Source organism: Planctomycetota bacterium, from assembly GCA_039182125.1.
In the GTDB taxonomy this organism is placed as follows: domain Bacteria; phylum Planctomycetota; class Phycisphaerae; order Tepidisphaerales; family Tepidisphaeraceae; genus JBCDCH01.
In genome coordinates, this window is record JBCDCH010000017.1 from 1 (window position 1) to 18,723 (window position 18,723).

At 62.8% G+C, this 18,723-nt stretch carries 14 protein-coding genes; 6 read left to right on the forward strand and 8 right to left on the reverse strand.

All coding sequences use genetic code 11. From position 1 onward, the window contains the following. From AAGD32_06245 to AAGD32_06260, 4 genes are all read right to left on the reverse strand, one after another. The coding region (locus AAGD32_06245) for an ABC transporter ATP-binding protein (GenBank protein MEM8873844.1) at positions 1 to 1,149 on the reverse strand (1,149 nt) is incomplete at its 3' end. 46 nt (positions 1,150 to 1,195) lie between these two features. After that, complete coding sequence (locus AAGD32_06250; GenBank protein ID MEM8873845.1) at positions 1,196 to 2,665, reverse strand: SPFH domain-containing protein; 1,470 nt, start codon at positions 2,663 to 2,665, stop codon at positions 1,196 to 1,198. Then, positions 2,665 to 3,624, reverse strand: a complete 960-nt coding sequence (locus AAGD32_06255; protein ID MEM8873846.1) for a protease modulator HflC — start codon at positions 3,622 to 3,624, stop codon at positions 2,665 to 2,667. Before AAGD32_06255 ends, AAGD32_06250 begins: the two co-directional genes overlap by 1 nt. Before the next feature lie 43 nt (positions 3,625 to 3,667). Next, a complete protein-coding gene (locus AAGD32_06260) occupies positions 3,668 to 5,791 on the reverse strand; it encodes an SPFH domain-containing protein (protein MEM8873847.1) in 2,124 nt (707 codons plus the stop codon). 155 nt (positions 5,792 to 5,946) lie between these two features. On the opposite strand from AAGD32_06260, the gene AAGD32_06265 reads away from it, so the two are divergent. Beyond that, complete coding sequence (locus AAGD32_06265) at positions 5,947 to 6,921, forward strand: hypothetical protein (GenBank protein ID MEM8873848.1); 975 nt, start codon at positions 5,947 to 5,949, stop codon at positions 6,919 to 6,921. 129 nt (positions 6,922 to 7,050) lie between these two features. Here the strand turns inward: AAGD32_06265 and AAGD32_06270 are convergent, their stop codons facing one another. Next, positions 7,051 to 9,081, reverse strand: coding sequence for a cation-translocating P-type ATPase (locus AAGD32_06270; protein MEM8873849.1), 2,031 nt, complete (start codon positions 9,079 to 9,081; stop codon positions 7,051 to 7,053). A gap of 191 nt (positions 9,082 to 9,272) precedes the next feature. On the opposite strand from AAGD32_06270, the gene rfbC reads away from it, so the two are divergent. Beyond that, on the forward strand, positions 9,273 to 9,824 hold the full coding sequence (gene rfbC / locus AAGD32_06275) for a dTDP-4-dehydrorhamnose 3,5-epimerase (GenBank protein ID MEM8873850.1): 552 nt from the start codon (positions 9,273 to 9,275) through the stop codon (positions 9,822 to 9,824). A gap of 10 nt (positions 9,825 to 9,834) precedes the next feature. Here the strand turns inward: rfbC and AAGD32_06280 are convergent, their stop codons facing one another. The 3 genes from AAGD32_06280 to AAGD32_06290 all read right to left on the reverse strand — a co-directional run bounded on the left by AAGD32_06280 (position 9,835) and on the right by AAGD32_06290 (position 12,748). Next, the gene (locus AAGD32_06280) at positions 9,835 to 11,112 is read right to left on the reverse strand and encodes a GAF domain-containing SpoIIE family protein phosphatase (protein MEM8873851.1); all 1,278 of its coding nucleotides are present in this window, start codon (positions 11,110 to 11,112) and stop codon (positions 9,835 to 9,837) included. Positions 11,113 to 11,195: 83 nt separating this feature from the next. After that, positions 11,196 to 11,960, reverse strand: coding sequence for an ATP-binding protein (locus AAGD32_06285; protein MEM8873852.1), 765 nt, complete (start codon positions 11,958 to 11,960; stop codon positions 11,196 to 11,198). A 143-nt stretch (positions 11,961 to 12,103) separates the two neighbouring features. Continuing rightward, positions 12,104 to 12,748: a hypothetical protein gene (locus AAGD32_06290; GenBank protein MEM8873853.1), complete on the reverse strand. Its 645-nt coding sequence runs from the start codon at positions 12,746 to 12,748 to the stop codon at positions 12,104 to 12,106. A 222-nt stretch (positions 12,749 to 12,970) separates the two neighbouring features. Here AAGD32_06290 and AAGD32_06295 point away from each other — a divergent pair, with 222 nt between their 5' ends. The 4 genes from AAGD32_06295 to AAGD32_06310 all read left to right on the forward strand — a co-directional run bounded on the left by AAGD32_06295 (position 12,971) and on the right by AAGD32_06310 (position 18,723). Continuing rightward, complete coding sequence (locus tag AAGD32_06295; GenBank protein MEM8873854.1) at positions 12,971 to 13,648, forward strand: response regulator transcription factor; 678 nt, start codon at positions 12,971 to 12,973, stop codon at positions 13,646 to 13,648. Positions 13,649 to 13,694: 46 nt separating this feature from the next. Beyond that, a complete protein-coding gene (locus AAGD32_06300; protein ID MEM8873855.1) occupies positions 13,695 to 17,027 on the forward strand; it encodes a two-component regulator propeller domain-containing protein in 3,333 nt (1,110 codons plus the stop codon). 105 nt (positions 17,028 to 17,132) lie between these two features. Continuing rightward, positions 17,133 to 18,014 carry a peptidase gene (locus AAGD32_06305; GenBank protein MEM8873856.1) on the forward strand — a complete coding sequence of 294 codons (882 nt, stop codon included), beginning with the start codon at positions 17,133 to 17,135 and terminating at the stop codon, positions 18,012 to 18,014. A 34-nt stretch (positions 18,015 to 18,048) separates the two neighbouring features. Then, a complete protein-coding gene (locus AAGD32_06310; GenBank protein MEM8873857.1) occupies positions 18,049 to 18,723 on the forward strand; it encodes an ATP-binding protein in 675 nt (224 codons plus the stop codon).

An 18,723-nucleotide genomic window follows, 5' to 3' on the forward strand; every position in this document is an offset into this window, starting at 1 on the left:
CGCCGGCGGGGCAATGGGCTTGGCCGGTGTTTCGGGCGTCGGCTCGGGTGTTTTGGCAGCGACTTGGCTGAGCACGTCTTCATCGGGCTTGACCGGCTCGGGCGCGGTGGCCGGTTCGACCTTGCGGGGCTCGACCGGCTTGGTCGCGAGTTGCTCGAGCACGGCGTCGTCGGTCGCACCCTCGGCGAGGAACTCGGCCACCTCGCCGCCGACCGCGGCACCGGTGGTTTGTTCGCCCTTGCCCTCGGCTTCGCGGATGACGTCGAGGAACAACGACTCGAGTCGTTGCTTGCTCGGCTTCACTTCGGCCGACTTCTCATATTTGGCCAGAACCGCCTTGATCTCGTCGATTGCTTCGGCGGGCAGTGATTCGGTCTCGACAGTTTGGCGGTTCTCGACGTTGAGCAGCTCATCTGCGGGCCCCTCGGCGCGGAGCTTGCCGCCGTACATGATCGCGAGCCGATCGCACACGTCCTCGACATCCCCGAGCAGGTGGGTGCAGAGGATGATGGTCTTGCCGCGCTTCTTCAGGGTGAGGATCAGGTCCTTGACCTCGCGGGTGGCGATGGGGTCCATGCCGCTGGTCGGCTCGTCGAGGATGAGCAGATCCGGGTCGTTGATCAGCGCTTGGGCCAGCGCGACGCGGCGGCGCATGCCCTTGGACATCTCGCCGACCTGTCGGTAGCGCGATGCTTGCAGGCCGACCATGTCGAGGAGTGACTCGATGCGGTTCTTGCGTTCCTCGCCGTCGATCTTGAAGAGCGAGCCGTAGAAGTCGAGCGTCTCGCCGGCGTCGAGGAAGCGGTAGAGGTTGGACTCCTCGGGCAGGTAGCCGACGCGCTTCTTGAGCGAGACGTCGGTGGGCGGTTTGCCGAGGACGGCAATCTTGCCCTTGGTCGGGTAGAGCAGACCGAGGATCATCTTGATCGTCGTCGACTTTCCCGATCCGTTGGGACCGAGCAGACCGAGCACTTCGCCGCGGTGAACGCTGAGCGTGAGATCGGCGACGGCTTTCACCTTGGGCCGGTACCAAAAGTCCCGGAACGTTTTACTCACGCCACGAATCTCCACGAGGGATTCGACCGGCGACTCTGGCGGAGTCGGCGTGGTGTCCGTTGCGGCCGTGGCTTGCTCGGCGGTCTGCGTCATGGGAAGAATGGTACGCGAATCGGTGTTGAGTGATCAGCGGGGAATCTCAGCGTCCGGGCGCGCCGGGTGGGAGGTTGGGATCCACGCGGGCGGAGGGGTCGTTTCGGCGAGCGGCTTCGGCGGCCAAGCGCGATGCCTCGGCTTCTTCCTCGGCGCGGCGTTTGTCGATGCCGGTGTCACGCGGGATGTCCATGCGGAGCATCTTCCCATCGAAGTACATCAGCTCGGGGTTCTTCGCGAAGATGGATTGCCGCATTTGCTGGAGCAAGCGTCGTCGCGTGAAATCTGGCTGGGATTCATACGTTGCGAGTAGGCCTTCAAATCGTTCCAGCTTGGCGCGGACCTGTTCGACACGGCCGAGTCGGTATTGCTCGGCGGCGTTGATCACCTCGCTGGCTTCGCCGCCGACGGTGACGTTGGTCGCCACCGCTTCGAGGACGGCCCGGTCTTCATCGTCAAGCATCGGCAACAACGGCGCGGTTGCCTGGTTGGCCGGGATGCCATCCAATAGGGCATTGAGCGCTTCGGTGGCGGCGGCACGGAGCTCGGTTTCATCGTCTCGCCCGGCGTCGCCGTAAATGTCCATCACCGCGAGCAGCACGTCGTAGCCTTTGCCGGCCGCCTCGGAGAGGCGCGCTTCACGGTCTTGCTGAGCCTTGAGGATTTCGGACTGTCGCTGGGCCACCGCGGTCTGCACCGCGTCGAACGACTCCTGCACGCCCGGCGGGGCGACACGGTTGTCGGCGATCACCGACTCGACCGTAATGCCGGTGTTCATCTGTTCGTTGAGTATCTCCGAGAGCTTGGCCCGGATGAGCGCGGTGTTGGGGGAGGATTGAAGAAACTCGATCGCCGTGACTTCGGCGACCGCCGCGCTGATCGCACGCTCGGCGGCGATCGTCACGATCTGCTGGGCGCGGACCATGATCGGCTCGCCGGTTTCGGTCTCGCCGACGGCTTTCACGAAGGCGACCGCGTCCTCGGGGCGGACGCGGTAGTTGACGGTGAATCGACCGTGCACCAGGTTCCCGTCGCCGGTGATGAGCGAGCCATCGATACCGATGCGGAGCTGTCGGTTGGTCGCCGGGTTCGGCCGCACATCGGTACCCGAGACTTGCTCCTCGTACCAGAACGCGTTGCGGACCTCGATGGTCTGCGTCGTGGTGGGAATGCGGATGATCTCGTCGACGGGCGCGGGGAACTGGAAGTACGGCCCGCCGTCGGCGGTGAGGTATCCGCGGCCTTCGCCGTCCTGGGTGATCTTGCCGAAACGGGTGCGGACGGCGACCTCGTCGGAGCGGACGGTGAAGAAGCCGCTGAACAGGAACGCGATCACGAGTAACACGATCAGCCAGCGCAGCACGCCGAAGCTGATCCGCAGTGCATCGGCCAAGCTCTTGCCGGCGTCGTCGCCGAGCTGCTCGGCCTGCTTGGCGGCGGCAGCGATTTCCTCGCTGGTGCCCATCGGGCGCGGGGTGAGTGTGGCCGGCTGGTTGGGGTCGGTGGGTTGGGTCATTACTCGCCCTCACCTTCGGCGTTGGCCTGCTCGATGCCGGTCTGTTCGCTGAGCGGCTGGGTCGCGTCGAAGTCCTCGGCGAGCATCTTGAGCAGGCTGAAGTTGTTCGGCCCCAGGATCAGCGTCGAGTTTTCCGTGATCATCTCCGGGAGCATGTCGACCTGCTGGAGGAAGATGGCGAACTCTTCGTTCGCGGCGAAGCGGGGGAACAACGCTCCGGCGGCGGCGTCACCCTCGGCCTTGATCTCGGCGGCACGGGTGTTGGCCAGGTCGCGGATGAGGTCGGCCTGGCTTTGGGCCTTGGCGCGAATGTTGCCGGCCTGGGCGTCGCCTTCACTACGGGCCGCGACGGCGTCGGCCTCACGCTCTTCACGCATCCGCTCGAACACCGCTTCGGTCACGGTCGTTCCGAGTACCACCCGGCCGATGCCGACCGACACGAGCTCAATGCCTTCGTCGCTCAACTCGGCGTTCATCTGCGCGAGCATTTCCTGCTCGATCTCTTCGCGGCGTAGCAGGTCGGGATTGTCATTGACCAGCTGGTTGAACCGATAACTTCCGACGATCGCCAGTGCGGCACGGAGCCGTGCGCGAATCTGTCGGTCGGCGCTAGGGATGTTGCTCAGCGTGTTGTAGAACGCGAGCGGATCGCTGATCTTCCAGTACACGTTGGCCCCGACGCCGACGGCTTGGCGGTCGGCCGTGGTGAGCTGGTCGAAGCGTGTCTCGAGAACTTGCAGGCGTGTGTCGTAGCGTCGGGCGATGTTCTGGATCGGCCAGGGCGCCTTGAAGTGGAGCCCGGCGTCGGTTCCGCCGTTGCGAACGCCCGCCTCACCCTCGGCGCTGCCGAAAGTCGTGACGATGACGGCCTCGTTGTAAGGCACTCGGAAGGTCACCATCGTGGCGAGCAGCACGAGCAGGATGGCGGTCGCGATGATCAGGTTGCGGATGCGGTTCATGGTATTTCAGGTGCGGATGGTGTGCACGGATCGCTGGGGACTATTAGAAATCGAGGTTGATACCGCCGCGGCCCAGCGACGAGTAGTCGATGACCGGTTGAATCTCGGCCGAGTCGAGGGTGGAAAGAAACTGTCGAGCTTCAGGGAGATTTTCTCCGAGAGCTTCGAGCCACTGCGTGGTTTTGAAGTACTCCGGGGCAGCGCGATAAGCGGCGAGTTGCCCGTCGAACTCGGCCACCCGGCCGCGTTCGTTCAACTCCTTGCTCAAGCGTTCAGCCGTGGCGGCGATCAGCAGTTGGGCCGCGGCACCGTCGGCGTTTTCGATCAGGTCCTCAATGGTGGCACGTTGCGTGGCCAACTCGTCCGGGTCGTCGATGTCTTGTAAGGCGTCGATGGCGGCGATGATCTCTTCGGCCTTCTCGCGGCTGCCGGCCACTTCGCTGAAGAACTGGATCGCTTCGCCGCGGGCCGATTCGATCGTCGCGGCGGCGCGGGCTTCGGCAATGTTGGCTTGGACGAACGCGTCGGCGACCTGTTGTGCCGGATGCACGCCGGAGATGCCGACCCAGGTGACGGAAAGACCCAGATCTGCTTCGGCCACTCGTTGGGCGATTTGGGTTTCGATGCGAGCGGCGACTTCTTGCCGACCCTGGCCGACGAGTTCGTCGACGGTGACCCGCATCATCTCCTGGTAGGTCACTTCTTCGACGATCGTGCGGAACAGCGGATCGAACGGTTCGTCGTTTTCGGTCAGGCCCGTCGGGTTGTTCCGGGCATAGGTCATCAGATCGGAAATCTCGTAGTTCACGAGCACTTCCGCACCGGCGAGCGCGACGGCCGGGGCTTCGTTGTCGCCATCGGTTTCCATGCGGCGATCGTCGGCACTGAGCAGCAGCAGGTTGTCTGTGTCGGTCGAGCGGTTGTCGAAGAGCGCGGGTGTTCGGCTGATTTCGCGAACGTTGTCTTCACGTGCCGCGACTATGGTTACGGGCTGAAGACTGTCCAGCGTCACGGTGCGGACACGCTTGACGTCATAGGTCTCGACCGTGCCCAAGGGCCATGGCCACTTGACGCCGATGCCCGGTTCGACCGGTTCGTCATGCGTGGGCCGACCGGCGAAGGTGACGATCGCCTGTTGCTGTGGCTCGATGATGTAGACGCTGCTCATCAACAGCAACGAGCCGGCGCCGAAGAGCAGCAGCCAAACGAAGTTCTTGGCGATGAGTCGCCAGAACCAGGACTGGGTGATTTCAAAGCCGAACTGGTAGTTGATCGCTTCGTTGAGCGATGCGACGAACCCGCCGGGCGCGCCGAAGAGACCCAGCAAGCGGCTTTCGAAGGACGCGCGGGGTTCTTCGCCGCGTCGGCGTGGGCGGTACTGGTCGAGCAGCAGGTTCAGCAGAAACTCAACGCCGATCAGGACGGCGATGCTGGGCAGCAGGAAGGTGAGGATCTGAACCGGCAGGGTGATCCGATCGCCGGTGGTGCCGAGGTGGAGGATGCCGTAAGCGATGGCACCGAGGAACAGCAGCACGCAGGTGCCGACGAGAAACACGCCGCCGGCTCGCAGGAGTTTGTGGTTGGCCGTGCCTGAAAGACCGATCGCGTAACGGCCGACGATGAACCCGAGAAACGCGAGCACCGCGAGGATGGCCGCGATGCCGGCCGGCGAGATCGCGTCGGAAACCTCCAGCGTCGGGTTGGTGTTGATCTGAAACGCCAGCGAGATCGACCCGAAGGTGATCAACGCACCCCCGAGAATGCCGGCCACGCTCGGTAGGAGATAGCTGTACACACGGCGGACACGGCGTGCGGCGGGGCGGGCGTCGGCCGCGTCGGCGAAGATGCTCTGCTCGGTCTGGCCCAACCGCAGCGCTTCCTCGACTTCGACGTTCTCGACAGCGGCCTGGCGGCGAAACGCGTAGGTCAACGCGATCACGATCCAGAGCACCACGCCGGCGATCGTGAAATAGAGCAGGCCGTCCAACGGAGCCCGGAAGCCCATCGAGATCGACACGCCAAGCGTGCAAAGGATCTGTACCAACAGGCCGAGCCCGGCGGCTTGTAAGCCCCGCGTTTGTGCGGCCACGTCAGTGACAACCGCGTCGGGCAGCGCCGCGGTCGGCTCGGTGTTTTCGTTGGATGTCTTGGGGTTGAATTGGGTCATGCAGCTACATCTCCGAACAAGCCGTCAGGAAAGACCAAGTCGAGCAAGTGGGCACTAGCGCTGACGGAGTGATGTCGAACCGGGCAGCTAGTAACCATGTTTCGTGAGCCGTCGTTTCGTCGAACCACAGTGGGGGCATACGCTTCTATCCAACCATGCCGCAACTTATTCGCCAAATCTTCGCCGTCACGCGTAATGCGTTCACCGAGGCGACGCGTCAGCCGCTGTACGTGGTCTGGCTCATGCTCGTGAGCGCGCTGATCGTTCTCGCGCCATTTGTCAGCGGATACACCTTCGATGACGACAACGCGATGTTTGCCAGCACCGCGCTCTCGATGATTCTTGTCGGCGCGCTCACGCTTGCTGCGTTCATCGCGTCGGTCGTGATCCGTCGTGAGATCGACAACGGCACCGCTTTGACCGTGTTGACCAAACCCTTGGCACGGCCGTTGTTCATCTTCGGTAAGTGGGTGGGCATCTCGGCCGCACTGCTGCTCGCGGTCTGGTGCTGGTCGATCGTGTTCCTGTTGATGCAACGTCACGGGGTGATGAGCACGGCGCGTGACAGGTTCGACTGGCCGGTGATCGTCTTCGGCGGAGTAGCGGCCATTGGTGCGGCGGTCGTTGCGGGCCTCGGCAACTACTACTTTAATAAGTCGTTTGCCGCGACGTTTGCCAAGATGTTCGCGGTGTTCGGCACGATCGCACTGGCCTGCGTCATGCTCTTTGCCAAGCAGTTCGTCTTGCAGTCGCCGCTGACCGACCTCGATCCGCAGGCGTTGATAGTGCTGCTGCTCGTGGCACAGGCGGTCTTGTTGGTCTGTGCGGCGTCGGTCATGTTCGGCACACGGCTGGGCATCGTGCCGACCATCGTGCTGGTGTTCCTGTTCGTCATCGCCGGCCTGACCAGCGATTACTTCATCGGCCGACATGCGGATGTTTCGACGCTGGCTTCGTTGTTCTACGCCTTGGTGCCCAACTTCCAGGTGCTCTGGATGGTCGATCCTTACACCGCCGACAAGACCATCACCAGCGCGTACCTTCTCAACGCCACGGCTTACACGGCCCTGATGGTTGTCGTGCTGCTCGGCTTGGCGACAGCCTTGTTCGAGACGCGGCAGGTCAGTTGAAAATGGCGAATGACGAAGCAATGACCAAGCCCGAATGACGAACGCCGAAGCACCCCACGGGTACTCCGTTTCGTGATTCGGATTTTGGATTTCATTCGCCATTCGGGAACTCGTCATTCGGACTTTTCTCTACGCCATCACCGGCTGCGGCGTAATCGTCTCCCGAACGGCACGCTCGGGTTCGACCGTGTCGATGTCTTCGCCTTCGCGGATCAGACGGGCGGAGTTGAACACCACGAAGATGCTGCTGAGCGTGTGGAGCAGAGCGGCGGCGATCGGCGGGAGATAGCCGGCTGCGGCGAGCCCGCCGAAGATCGCGATGTAGACGATCGAGAAGCCGATGCCCTGCATGATGACCCGGCCGGTCGCGCGGGACAGTTGCAGCAGGAACGGGATGCGGTCGAGGCGGTTGTTCATCAACGCGACCGAAGCGGAGTTGATCGCGACGTCGGAGCCGGCCGCGCCCATCGCGATCGACAGGTCACCGGCGGCCAAGGCCGGGGCGTCGTTCACACCATCACCGACGACCGCGACGGTGTGGCCCTTGGCCTTGAGCCCGTCGACGACCTGCAGCTTTTCCGCTGGCAGTACTTCGGCCTGGACGTCGGTGCAGTGCGTTTCGGCGGCAACACGATTCGCCACCGACCAACGGTCGCCCGAAACCATGACGACCTGACGGACGGCTTGCGACTTCAGATCATCGACGGCTTGCGGCGCATCGGGACGGGCTTCGTCGGAGAGCGCGATCCAGCCGAGCACCCGGCCACCCCGGGCGACGTAGAGCAGCGACATGCCCTCGGGTTCTTCCTCGGCGTTGTCGGTGTTGATCCCGTTCTCGTTGAGCCAAGTCTTGCGGCCGACGAGGACTTGCTCGCCTTCGACATTGCCGAAGACGCCTTTGCCGCCGACTTCCTCGAAGCCATCGACGTCGAGGGGTTGGACGCGCGCCTTGGCGGCAATGGCCATGACGGCCTTGGCGGCGGGGTGGTTGGAGTTCTGTTCGACGGACACAGCCGACGACAGCAGTGCGCCGGGTTCGACGCCTTCGACCGGTCCGAGGCGGGTGACCGAGAGCTTGCCGTCGGTGAGCGTACCGGTCTTGTCGAAGACGACGGCGGTGATCTTGCGGGCACGTTCCAGGTCGGCGACGTTCTTGACGAGCAACCCGAGCCGAGCCGCCGCAGAGAGGGCCGCGACCAAAGCAGTGGGGGTTGCGAGCAAAATCGACGACGGGGCCGCGATGACCAACAAGGCGATCACGCGGGTGATGTCCTTGGTGAAGAAGAACAACAACACCGCAAGCATCAGGATCACCGGCGTGTGCCAGGACGCATACAGGTCGGCCAGCCGCTGCGTCGGCGTCTTGGTTTGCTCGGCGTGGAGCACCAGATCCTGCACCCGTCCGAGGGTGGTGTCCTTGCCGGCCTTGGTGATCTGGACGTCGAGGACGCCGGTGAGGTTGGTCGTGCCGCCGAAGACTTCGTCGCCTTCGTTTTTGTCAACGGGGAGCGATTCGCCGGTGATGTTGGCCTGGTTGACGCTGGAGATGCCGGTGCGGACCACGCCGTCGCCGGGGAGGTTGTCACCGGGGCGGACACGGACGACGTCGCCGGCATTCAGGTCCTTGGCCTCGACGAATGACTCGGACCCGTCCTCGGCGATGCGGACGGCTTTGGTCGGGGTCAGGCGGAGCAGCGATTCGATCGTTTTTCGGGCACCGAGGGCAGTGCGGGACTCGATCAACTCCGAGAGGATCATGAAGAACGCGATCGCCCCGGCGGTGAAATACGCGTTGGAAACGAACGCCGCAACGACCGACAGGGCGGCCAGTTCGTTCATGCGCGTCTTGCCGGCCCAGATGTCCTTGAACGCCCGGATCACCAGCGGGGCACCGAGGAGGATGGCCGCGATGAACGAGAGCGTGTCGGCGTAGAAGTTGCTGCCGTCGTCGAGGGTGGGGAAAGCGAACCAGGCCACCGCAGCGGCAATGAGCAAGACACCGCCGAGCAGGGTGACGATGAGGCCGATGGACGGCGTTGTGCCGGAGGTATCGGCCAACTGATTCTCGCCTGGGGCCGGTTCGTTGTGGCCTGGAGCCTCGGGCTCGGTCGGCAGAAACGGATCGGTCGGGTTCGACGACGGGTCAACTGCGAGCGTCATGATGGGTGTCCTCGGGCAGGTCTCGGTTCCTCGGGCCGATAGTTTCCAACAGGAGTCGGCTGGAAACGTTAGTCCTTACTTTAGGGCAAGGCCGCGCCCGATTCTGCGGCCCATGCCCATAATCGTCTGCCGATAACGATTGATTCCCCGCGAAGGTTGCCGTCCCGCCCTGCCGATACGCCCCGATAGCCATGGCCCGACTCGATCACATCGAAGGTGTCCGCGTGTTCGACATCCCCAAGTACGGGGACCACCGCGGTTTCTTCAGCGAAACGTACAACGCCCGGAAGTTCGCCGAGGAGTTCGGCATTACCGAGACGTTCGTGCAGGACAATCAGAGCCTCTCGGCCACGCCCAACACCGTGCGGGGTCTGCACTTTCAGAAGCCGCCCTTCGCCCAGGCGAAACTTGTTCGGGTGCTCCGCGGCAAGATCCTCGACGTTGCCGTTGATATCCGCACCGGTAGCCCGACCTTCGGCGATCACATCGCCGAGGTGATCTGCGCCGAGCAGTGGAACCAGATCTTCATCCCTGTCGGCTTCGCCCACGGCTTCGCCACTCTCAGCCCTGACACCGAAGTCTGCTACAAGGTCAGCGCCCCCTACGCCCCTGACCACGAGGCCGGTGTCATGTGGAACGACCCCGCCATTGGCATCGACTGGCAACTGTCCGGCGACCCGGTCCTGAGCGAAAAGGACACGAAGTATCCGGCGCTGGCCGAACTCGGCGACGTGGGGTTCTGAGTCCCCGGCGCTACCCGAACCGCGCGGTCAGCAGCGTGAGGTCGTCGTCCGTTGGGCGGGCTTCGAGTTGTCGGAGCATGCCGTGGAGTTGATCGGCCACGTTCGGGAACTCCGACTCCGCACTGGCGGTGATCATCAGTTCCAGCAGTGCGTCGGCACCGAGGATGTTGTGACGTGCGTCGGGGTCGGGATCGTCGGCATCACCAACCCGTAACTCCAAAGCGGCATCGCTGTACATCCAAAGGCGGGCACCCGGGTTGACGTGGATGCAACTGGTCGGGATGCCACGCGGGTCAAGGCCGCCGGGCGCGGATTGAGAGCGAAGCCCCGTGGGCTGGCCGTTGGTCTCGACGAGTACCGCCGGGGGATGGCCGGCACCGGCGTAGAACAGTTGTCGGGTGAGCGGGTCGAACGTGCAGCAGAACGCGGTGAAAAATCGTCCACCAGCGGAAGTCATGGGGAACATCCGACTCAAGTTGGACAAGGCCTGGCCCGGCTGATGGGTGCGGAGCTGCTCGTCAAGTGCATGACGCAGCGCCGCGGCGTGGAGCGAGGAGCCGACGCCGTGGCCCATGACGTCGATGACGTACCCGAACCAGCTTTCGCGGCCGTCGATTTTGCCGACGCCGTAGTTGAAGATGTCGCCGCCGAGTTCGTCATGGGGCTCGAAGTACCAATCGACCTCGATGCCGTCGAGTTTGGCCGGGCGCGGGAGCAAGCCGGTGACGTATCGGCGGGCCTCGCTGACCTGTTCGGCCATGAGTTGGCGGGTGCGTAGCGCCTGCTCCTGCGCATCGACCAGGTCGGTGAGCATGACTTCACGCTCGGCGAGGGCGGCGACTTCGGACATCAGGTCGAGCCGAACCGCCCGGGAATCGCGTGGTTTGGTATCGGCCGTGCAGACGGTGCCGATCGGTTTGCCGTCGGGGTTTCGCACCGGATAGCCGGCGTAGAACCGAATGCGCGGCCCCTGCGTGACCAGCGGCAGTTGGGCGAACCGCTCGTCCTCGAGCGTGTCCGCGACTACCACCGGTTCATCGGCGGCGATCGTGTATTGGCAGAACGTCTGGCTGCGCTCAATCCCATCGAGTGCGGCGCGGTTCGGTCCGCAGTGCCCGAGCAGGTTCTGCTTGGGTCCGTCGAGAGCGACATACGCGATCGGCATGTCCAGCGAGAGCTGCGCGAGTCGGGCGAGTCGGTCGAAACGCGGCTCGGTCAACGTGTCAGGCTTCGGCTCAACCAGCGGATCGGTGGCGTCCGAAAAGACATTGGGGGGTGAACTGGCCATAAACGTCTTTCACTAAGCGGTGGTTGGGCGAAAGGAGTCGCCACGCGATCAACGTGACGAGTCCTTGGGAAGGAGAGAGCGGGTCAGGCGGCTGCGTCGTCCAATGGCAGCGAAAGCGAACACGTCATGCCCCGGCCGGGACGGGAGCGGAACCGAAAACCGCCGCCGTGCAGATCCGCACGCCGGGCCACGCCGGTCAGGCCCAGTCCGAAGCACACATCGTCCGTCGACAGCCCGTTGCCGTCGTCGTGGACCAATAGTCGCAGTTTCCCGTTGCTCGCTTTCGGCCAGATCAAGTGGACCTGAACGCTTTTCGCCTTGCCGTGTCGGAGGCTGTTGCAGATCAGTTCGTTTGCCGAGTCGATCAGATGTCGGGCTTCGGCGGCGTCAATCGGTCGGCACGAGCCGGCCATCTTCAAGACCACGGGCCGCTGTGGCGTGTTCATGCGGGCGACCACCGCGACGATTTCCGGTGTGACGTCGACCAAAGACGTCGGTGCGTGGTCACGATGCATGCAGTGATCGAGACCGCGACCTGCTTCGCGGAGGTTCTCCTCGACGAGACGTAGGCCACTGCAAACAGGGCATGAGCAATAGCCCTCGCGATCCTCGCGGTGGGGATGCACATGGGTGCGTAACTCGGCAAGTCGCATCAGAGCGACGAACATCTGCGGGCGAACCCGGTCGTGAAGATTCTGATCGATGTCCGAACGGCGCTTGGCCTGGCGTTCCTGCGGGATCGGCTCGGCGGGGAAGACCCCGGTGTTGCGGCGGCCACGGCGATGATCAAGAACGTGCTGGCTTAGCTCCACGAGCGCTTGGTGAGATCCTTGATGCGGTTGGTTCATACTCAACTCCTGTTGTCCGCTAATCATGAACCACGGACGCGCTGCCCGCCTCTGCTATGCGCCCACATGCTCCGTACCATTAGGCACGAGCGAAATACGCCGATTGGGCTACGGTTTGCCAAGAGATTGCCCGGTAGACCGTTTCAACTTCCGCCGGGCATGAGTGCCAGAACTTCCTTCATGGTCCAGGTCGATGTCCCTTCCTCGCCCTTGTTGCCCAAGTCGAGGTTGTTGTCGAGCAGGCGATAACGGTTTTCGGTCATGTCGGCCGCGATCCAGCTGACCGCGTGATCGCGAAACGCCTCGTGGCAGTCGGCCGAGGGCACGCCGACCGTCAAGATGTGATACGCCTGTTGTTGGACGGCGATGTCCGTGACGTCTTTCAGGCAGTCGCGGATGCGTGTCGCGTTCTCAGGGGCGATATTTTGAGTGTCGCCCGCCACGACGAACACGATCATGCGGGGCCTGCTGACCAGAAAAGCGGCCTTCAGGGCGGTCGTATCGCACGGATCGCCTTGCAACCAGCGAACTTCCAGGGGCATCGAGGCCGAGGCCGGCCCGAACCAGTGGACGCGGACGCGCGGAATCATCAGGTCCGTGAGCGTCCGGTTGATGGTGGAGCCCACCCTTGCGGTATCACTGCTGTCCTCAGGCTTGGTTGCATTGATGCAGAGAATGGACAAGTGGCCTCGGGTTGAAGGACTGGTTCCGGCTCTGGCCCCAAAATGGGCGTGTAAAGGCGATGTGGCCGCAGCAGAGATTCTGTCGAACACAAGTCCTTGCAGCATCGCCCGACCGACCATTAGTTCACGGCGCGTAAGGCCGCGAAGCCATAGGCCTAATGGCAGAGGTTCCGGCTATACTTCTAGAACCAGTGCAACTGACCCGATTTTCCAAAAACCCACATTGAACTAGCTCATTGTGGTCTGTTACATTACCGGCGGTCCGGCACGACCAGCGACGGCATCGCTCCGCGATGCTCGCGATGTATGTCCCTCAAAGGAGTTATTATGAGCAGGTCCGTTGATATGCCTGACAAGACGAGTAATGCGACCATTCGCACGCTGTTGATCGATGATCATGCCGTGGTTCGTGCGGGTGTTCGCGCTGTCATCGACGGCGAGTCTGCTCGAGACGGTCGCATATTCGAAGTCGTTGGTGAAGCGTCGGGTGGCCAGGAAGGCGTTCAGTTGTACAGCGAGCTGCGACCCGACTTGGCGATCGTCGATTTGCGCTTGCCCGACATGCCCGGCCAAGCGGTCGTTCGGCGCATTCGCGTCAACCACCCCGATGCCAAGCTGTTGGTGTTGACCAGCTTCGACGCGGAGGAAGACGTGGCCGAGTGCGTTTCCTCCGGAGCGCTCGGTTATGCCCTGAAGGAATCGTCGGCCGATCAGATGATCGAAGCCATGTCGTCGGTCGCGGAAGGGCGGCGGTGGTTATGCCCGGAGGCGGCCGATCGGCTTGCCGAGCGGATGACCCACGAGTCACTGACCGATCGCGAAGTTGAAGTACTCGTCTTGGCCGCCCGCGGGCTGGCCAACAAGGAGATCGCCGCTGATCTGCGTTGTGCGGCAGGGACAGTCAAAGTCCATCTGGCCAACATCTTCGCGAAGCTCCGCGCCGAAAGCCGCACCGAAGCGGTGAGTATCGCGCGCACGCGGGGGTGGATCCGTGGCGACGACTGAGCGCTTGACGCGTCGGCTCCGGCGGTTTCGGGGCTGTGCACGGTTCGTGTCGGCGTTGTTGGTCTTGTTCCTGCTGCCTTGCGCAGTCTTCGGACAAGAGGATGTACGCCGGACCGAGTTCACGCCCGTCACCAAGCCGCTGTTCGGTGGCGTCCGAGAGGTGAGCGACGGGATGGCCAAGTGGGCCGGCTTGTACGTGCTCCACTTCGACCCGCTCGGCCGACTCATGGTCGGAACCGATAGCGGCCTGTACCGATTCGATGGCAACGAATTCGAACTACTCGGGGGCGCGCAATCGCCGCCAGGTGACGTTGATCCGACATCCGCTTCACCGGAATCCGTGGCCGTCCCCGAGGTCATCCAAAACGTGCTACGGCTCACCGGCGATGGCCGGACCGTCTGGATCGTGACCGCCCAGGGCGACGTCTTTCGGCTGCTACTCAACAGCGACCGCATCGAGAAGGTCGCCACGCCCGACGACGCACCGGCCATGGATGTTCGCATCGGTGCGGATGGCGAAGTGTGGGCCGTCGGTGCGTTTGGATTTGCTCGGCTCGAAGGCGATGTGTTCACGACGGTGATTCCTTCGGAGCGTTTCGAGGGGCGCCTGTTGCGACGCATGGGCATCGCGGCCGACGGATCCCACTACATCTCGGCCGTTGTGGTGGTCGAAGAGAGCACCGACGATAAACAGACCGCGATCTACCGGGTGGAGGACCTTGCCACCCCGGTCGAATTGGGCATCGTTAATGCACAGGTTACGGAAATATTGGCCGACGACGACGGCTCCATGTGGGTTGCCCAGACCAACGGCCTACACCGCTATTTTGGTGATGAAGTCGTCGAAATCGAGTTGGGGCACGACGCAGGTCCTAGTGCGAACTGGATCGTTCACGACATCATGTTCGGGTCCGAGGGGACTTTGTGGGTGGCCACCCGGTCGGGGCTGATCGAGTTGGACCTGCGCGAAGATACCTCGCGTCTGCACCGTCAGTTTGCTGGCGATCCCTACACACTGCCGAGCAACGACGTTCGGTCAATTTCGCTCGACGGCAAGGGTCGTGTGTGGACCGGTCACTTTCTCGGAGAAATCGCGACGATTCAGACGGGCGGGCGATTCGCTGAGTTTTACGGGCCACGCCTTGATGGGACCGGCTTGCTCTCGCCGACGGTCCGCGACGCGGTGCTTGCATCCGACGGCACGCTTTGGGTTGCGTTTGATCAAGGGCTCAGCAGACGCCGGCCGGGCGCGACGAGATTCGAGCACATGTTCGTCGGCGATGAGGGCGAAGACATTCCCGAGGGGCAACTTGGCCACGGTCCGCTCTACTGCATCGACGAAGGGCCCGACGGCTTCATCTGGTTCGGGCAGCTTTACTCTGGCTTCGGGTACATCGATCCGAGTGCCGAGGAACTTTCGGTCACTTACCAGCGCCCGATCGACAACCCGGATCGACGGTTGAACTTCGGCATCGAGTTCTACGCCGGCAGCGACGGCACCCGTTGGTTCGGCACGATACTCGGCCTGATTGGTCACAAGCCCGACGGCACCGTAGTGACTCACTTCCACGCGCCGGCCGTACCGGGCACGATCGTCGGACCAACGGTTCACGCCATCATCGAAACGTCTGACGGCACCATCTGGGTCGGCACCGAGGACGGTGCCGGTCGACTACCGGCCGGACAAACGCAGTGGGAAAATTTCGTCCACGATCCGACCGACGCAAACAGTCTGCCCGACAATCAGGTGTACGCATTCCACGAGGACGCCGAAGGCCGGTTGTGGATTTCCACCTGGCGTGGTTTGGCGCGTTGGCGGCCGGAGACTTCGGACTTCGAAACCATCGGCCTCGACGACGGATTGCCCAACGACAGCATCGGCGGCGCACTCGTGTCCGGGGACATGCTCTGGTTCGGCACCGAAGCCGGGCTCATTCGATACGATCTCGACGGTGGCTCGATGCGGGCGTTCGGCACCGAACAGGGCGTGCCGGACATGTACGCGAAGATTCGCCAGAAGCTCGACGACGGCCGGCTGCTCTTCGGCGGGTTCGGCGGCGTGGTGGTGATCGACCCCGACAAACTACCGGCGGCCACCGACAGCGGTCGTCGTGTCGTCTTCACCTCGGCCATGCAATCGGGGCAACAGGTCGAACTGCCCGGCAACGGCAACGAGGCTGTCCCCGGTGAACTGCATTTGCCGTTCGGTGGCCGCTTCTTCAACATCACGTTCGCGGGTATCGAACTGTTCGGTGCGGATGACCTGAGCTATCGCTATCAGCTCGAAGGCTACGAGGACATCTGGCACGAAGCCGACAACGTGACCCGGCGTGCGTCGTACACCAATGTGCCGCCGGGCGACTACACGTTGCTCGTCCAAGCACGTGCCCCGGGTTTGCAAGAGGACCGTCCGTGGGGCATGCCCGCGAAGTTACGGATTGTCGTGCCACCGCAGTTCTACGAGACGTGGTGGTTCGTGGCGCTGATGATGGCCTTGGCGGCCTTGGTCGTTGGGGTGATCTTCGAGTTTCGACGCCGAAGAACTGCGGCCCAGTTCGCGGCCGTGTTGGGCGAACGCCAACGTATCGCCACCGAACTCCACGACACGCTGCTGCAGAATCTCTACGGCATGCAACTCAAGGCACAGGTCGCCCGTCGTCGCATGGACACTGACATGGACAAGGCCCGCACCATGTTTGACGAGGTGCTCGACCAAACGTCGGCCGCGATCTCCGAAGCGCGGCAACGTATCTCCGCATCGCCGATTATCCGTAAGCGCGACAGCCACAAGGCCGAACGAAAAGCCGCGCTCTTGTCGACCGACAGGAGCGGCGTTTCAAGGCGTTCTTTGGTACCGCGTGCCTCTTCGTCGAAGCAGGCGGTCATTGATCAGCGGCGAAGACTTGATGAAGCGGTACGCGAAACCGCGATTTCCGTGGCCCACCTCTACGGCGTCAAGTCGGCGGAACAGCTGTCGGACCCCAACACCGCGGCCAGTGCAACAGTTCTCGAACTCGACATCGAGTCGGGGTTGCCGCGAATCAGCGAGGTCGTTGATGAGAAGGTGACACGCATCGTCGCCGAGGCCGTTGCGAATGCCTCGAGACACGCTCGGGCCAACAAGATCCGCGTGTCGGCCAAGCCCGACCATCACGCCAATCGATTATCCGTCATCGTTGAGGATGACGGCATCGGCTTCGACCAAGAAACCGTCCGACAGCGCCAACGCAACAACACCAACGTCAACGGCACCTCCGCCGGTCTCCGATTGATGCGTTCAAGGTCCGAAGACGTGAACCTCGACATCGAGATCAACTCCGAGCCCGATCGCGGCACCCAGATCGTGTTGCGGCTACCAGAGCCGTTGGGCAAGTCCTAAGCGAGTTCACCCACTTTTGGGCAAATCCGCGGTGAGCGTGGAACAACCTGTTGGGCCAATCGTCCAACAGCGGCACTCACGTTCCTCCAAGAGAAGAGATTGCCCATGAAGTCACCTACATCTATCGCCGCGGCCTTTGTTGTTTCCGCCTTCACCGTCCAAAGCGTCCAGGCTGCACTGGACATCCAGATCGAGTTTTTCGCCGATCCTGATCCCGCTCTGTTGCCGTTCTTCGAAGACGCGGCGGCTACATGGGAGACATTGTTGGTCGACCACCAGGACGGGTTTGTCACTGATACTCTTCTTAACAGTTCCGCTGTTGCGGGGACCGAACTCTCGACTGTTAACGTGAGTGTCGGGTTTGGTGAGATTGATGGTCCCGGCGGAGATTCAGGGACTTCGATTCTGAGCGGAGTGGTGGTCGATGCGTCAGGCTATCTTCTGGCCAGCGATGTAATCGTGATCTTCGACCAAGCCGATCTTCCAGGTCTGGTCGATTCTGATCTGTTCGATGATGCGGTGCGACATGTGCTCGCACACGCTCTCGGCTTCGGTGGCGCGATATGGATTGTCAATGAAGTGTATGTTATCGACTCAGGGGAGTTCCTCGGTGCCAACGCTACCGCAGTATGGAATACCACGTTTGGCCAGCCGGGCACCCCTGATGTTGAGCTCGACGGCCCTGGCACTATTGCAGACGACCACTGGAACGATTTCGACTCCAGTATCATTGACGACGAAGGTCGGCCATTGGAGTTCGAACTGATGACCGGCTTCCTCGCGCCACTGCCGGGCACCACGGACACGTTCATCAGCGATCTGACGCTGGGCAGTTTCCAGGACATCGGCTACCTAGCGCCGATTCCCGAGCCGGCTTCATTCGGTCTGCTGGCCGGCGTGAGTCTGCTATTGCGGCGGCGAAATTGGCGTCAAAGGCGGCCGATTTCGCACCACAAGCGTGCTTTTGGAGCAAGGCAAAAATATTGAAGGACTTACGCTTGATCAGCGTAATAATGCGCCTATGCACCGGCGGAACGATCCAAATTCCGACTCGGAACCGATCACCGACGGGCGTCGTTGGACCGTCAATGAGTTGTATGCGTTGCTTGGTCACAGCCTTGCCGAGATCCATGCGTTGCTCCGTGACAACGCCAGTCTCGCGGGCTCGGAGCGTGAACGAGCCATCCTGTTGACCGAGGAGTCGATCGAGCAGTTGCGGCGGATGTTCATCAGTGCCAATCCGCCGGCCGCGATGACGCTCGATGAAGTGAACGCGGCGATCGGTGATCTCGCGGGTCGTTATCCCGATCATCAGATTTTCATGGAGCCTGCCGCGGTCCAGCCCGGCAATCCGTCGGCCTCAATCGTCGGGCTGCCGGCCTGCAGGGTCGTCGCCGAGGCCGTGGCCAACGCCATCGGTCACGCGCGGTCCGAGACCATCCGCATCAAGATCGACCTTGAACCGTCCGGCGATTCGGCACGCCCTGACTGGTTGGCCGTGTCCGTGATCGATGACGGGGCCGGTTTCAGCGTTGATGAGGTGGTGTGGACGCCCGACGGAGAAAATCCGCTGCCGTGCGGGCTGATCTACATGCGCCAGCGGGCCGAGGAGTTTGGCGGAAGGCTGGAACTCCACTCCGAGCCGGGTCGGGGGACATCCGTGCTGTTGCGGCTGCCGTGGTTGACCAGTGCCTAG

Excerpts from the sequence above, each read along its gene's own strand:
- AAGD32_06265 (MEM8873848.1), top strand. The coding sequence starts at position 5,947 with ATGCCGCAACTTATTCGCCAAATCTTCGCCGTCACGCGTAATGCGTTC.
- rfbC (MEM8873850.1), top strand. The coding sequence starts at position 9,273 with ATGGCCCGACTCGATCACATCGAAGGTGTCCGCGTGTTCGACATCCCC.
- AAGD32_06305 (MEM8873856.1), top strand. The coding sequence starts at position 17,133 with ATGAAGTCACCTACATCTATCGCCGCGGCCTTTGTTGTTTCCGCCTTC.
- AAGD32_06260 (MEM8873847.1), bottom strand. The coding sequence starts at position 5,791 with ATGACCCAATTCAACCCCAAGACATCCAACGAAAACACCGAGCCGACC.
- AAGD32_06295 (MEM8873854.1), top strand. The coding sequence starts at position 12,971 with ATGAGCAGGTCCGTTGATATGCCTGACAAGACGAGTAATGCGACCATT.
- AAGD32_06250 (MEM8873845.1), bottom strand. The coding sequence starts at position 2,665 with ATGACCCAACCCACCGACCCCAACCAGCCGGCCACACTCACCCCGCGC.
- AAGD32_06310 (MEM8873857.1), top strand. The coding sequence starts at position 18,049 with ATGCACCGGCGGAACGATCCAAATTCCGACTCGGAACCGATCACCGAC.
- AAGD32_06280 (MEM8873851.1), bottom strand. The coding sequence starts at position 11,112 with ATGGCCAGTTCACCCCCCAATGTCTTTTCGGACGCCACCGATCCGCTG.
- AAGD32_06285 (MEM8873852.1), bottom strand. The coding sequence starts at position 11,960 with ATGAACCAACCGCATCAAGGATCTCACCAAGCGCTCGTGGAGCTAAGC.
- AAGD32_06270 (MEM8873849.1), bottom strand. The coding sequence starts at position 9,081 with ATGACGCTCGCAGTTGACCCGTCGTCGAACCCGACCGATCCGTTTCTG.
- AAGD32_06255 (MEM8873846.1), bottom strand. The coding sequence starts at position 3,624 with ATGAACCGCATCCGCAACCTGATCATCGCGACCGCCATCCTGCTCGTG.
- AAGD32_06290 (MEM8873853.1), bottom strand. The coding sequence starts at position 12,748 with ATGCTGCAAGGACTTGTGTTCGACAGAATCTCTGCTGCGGCCACATCG.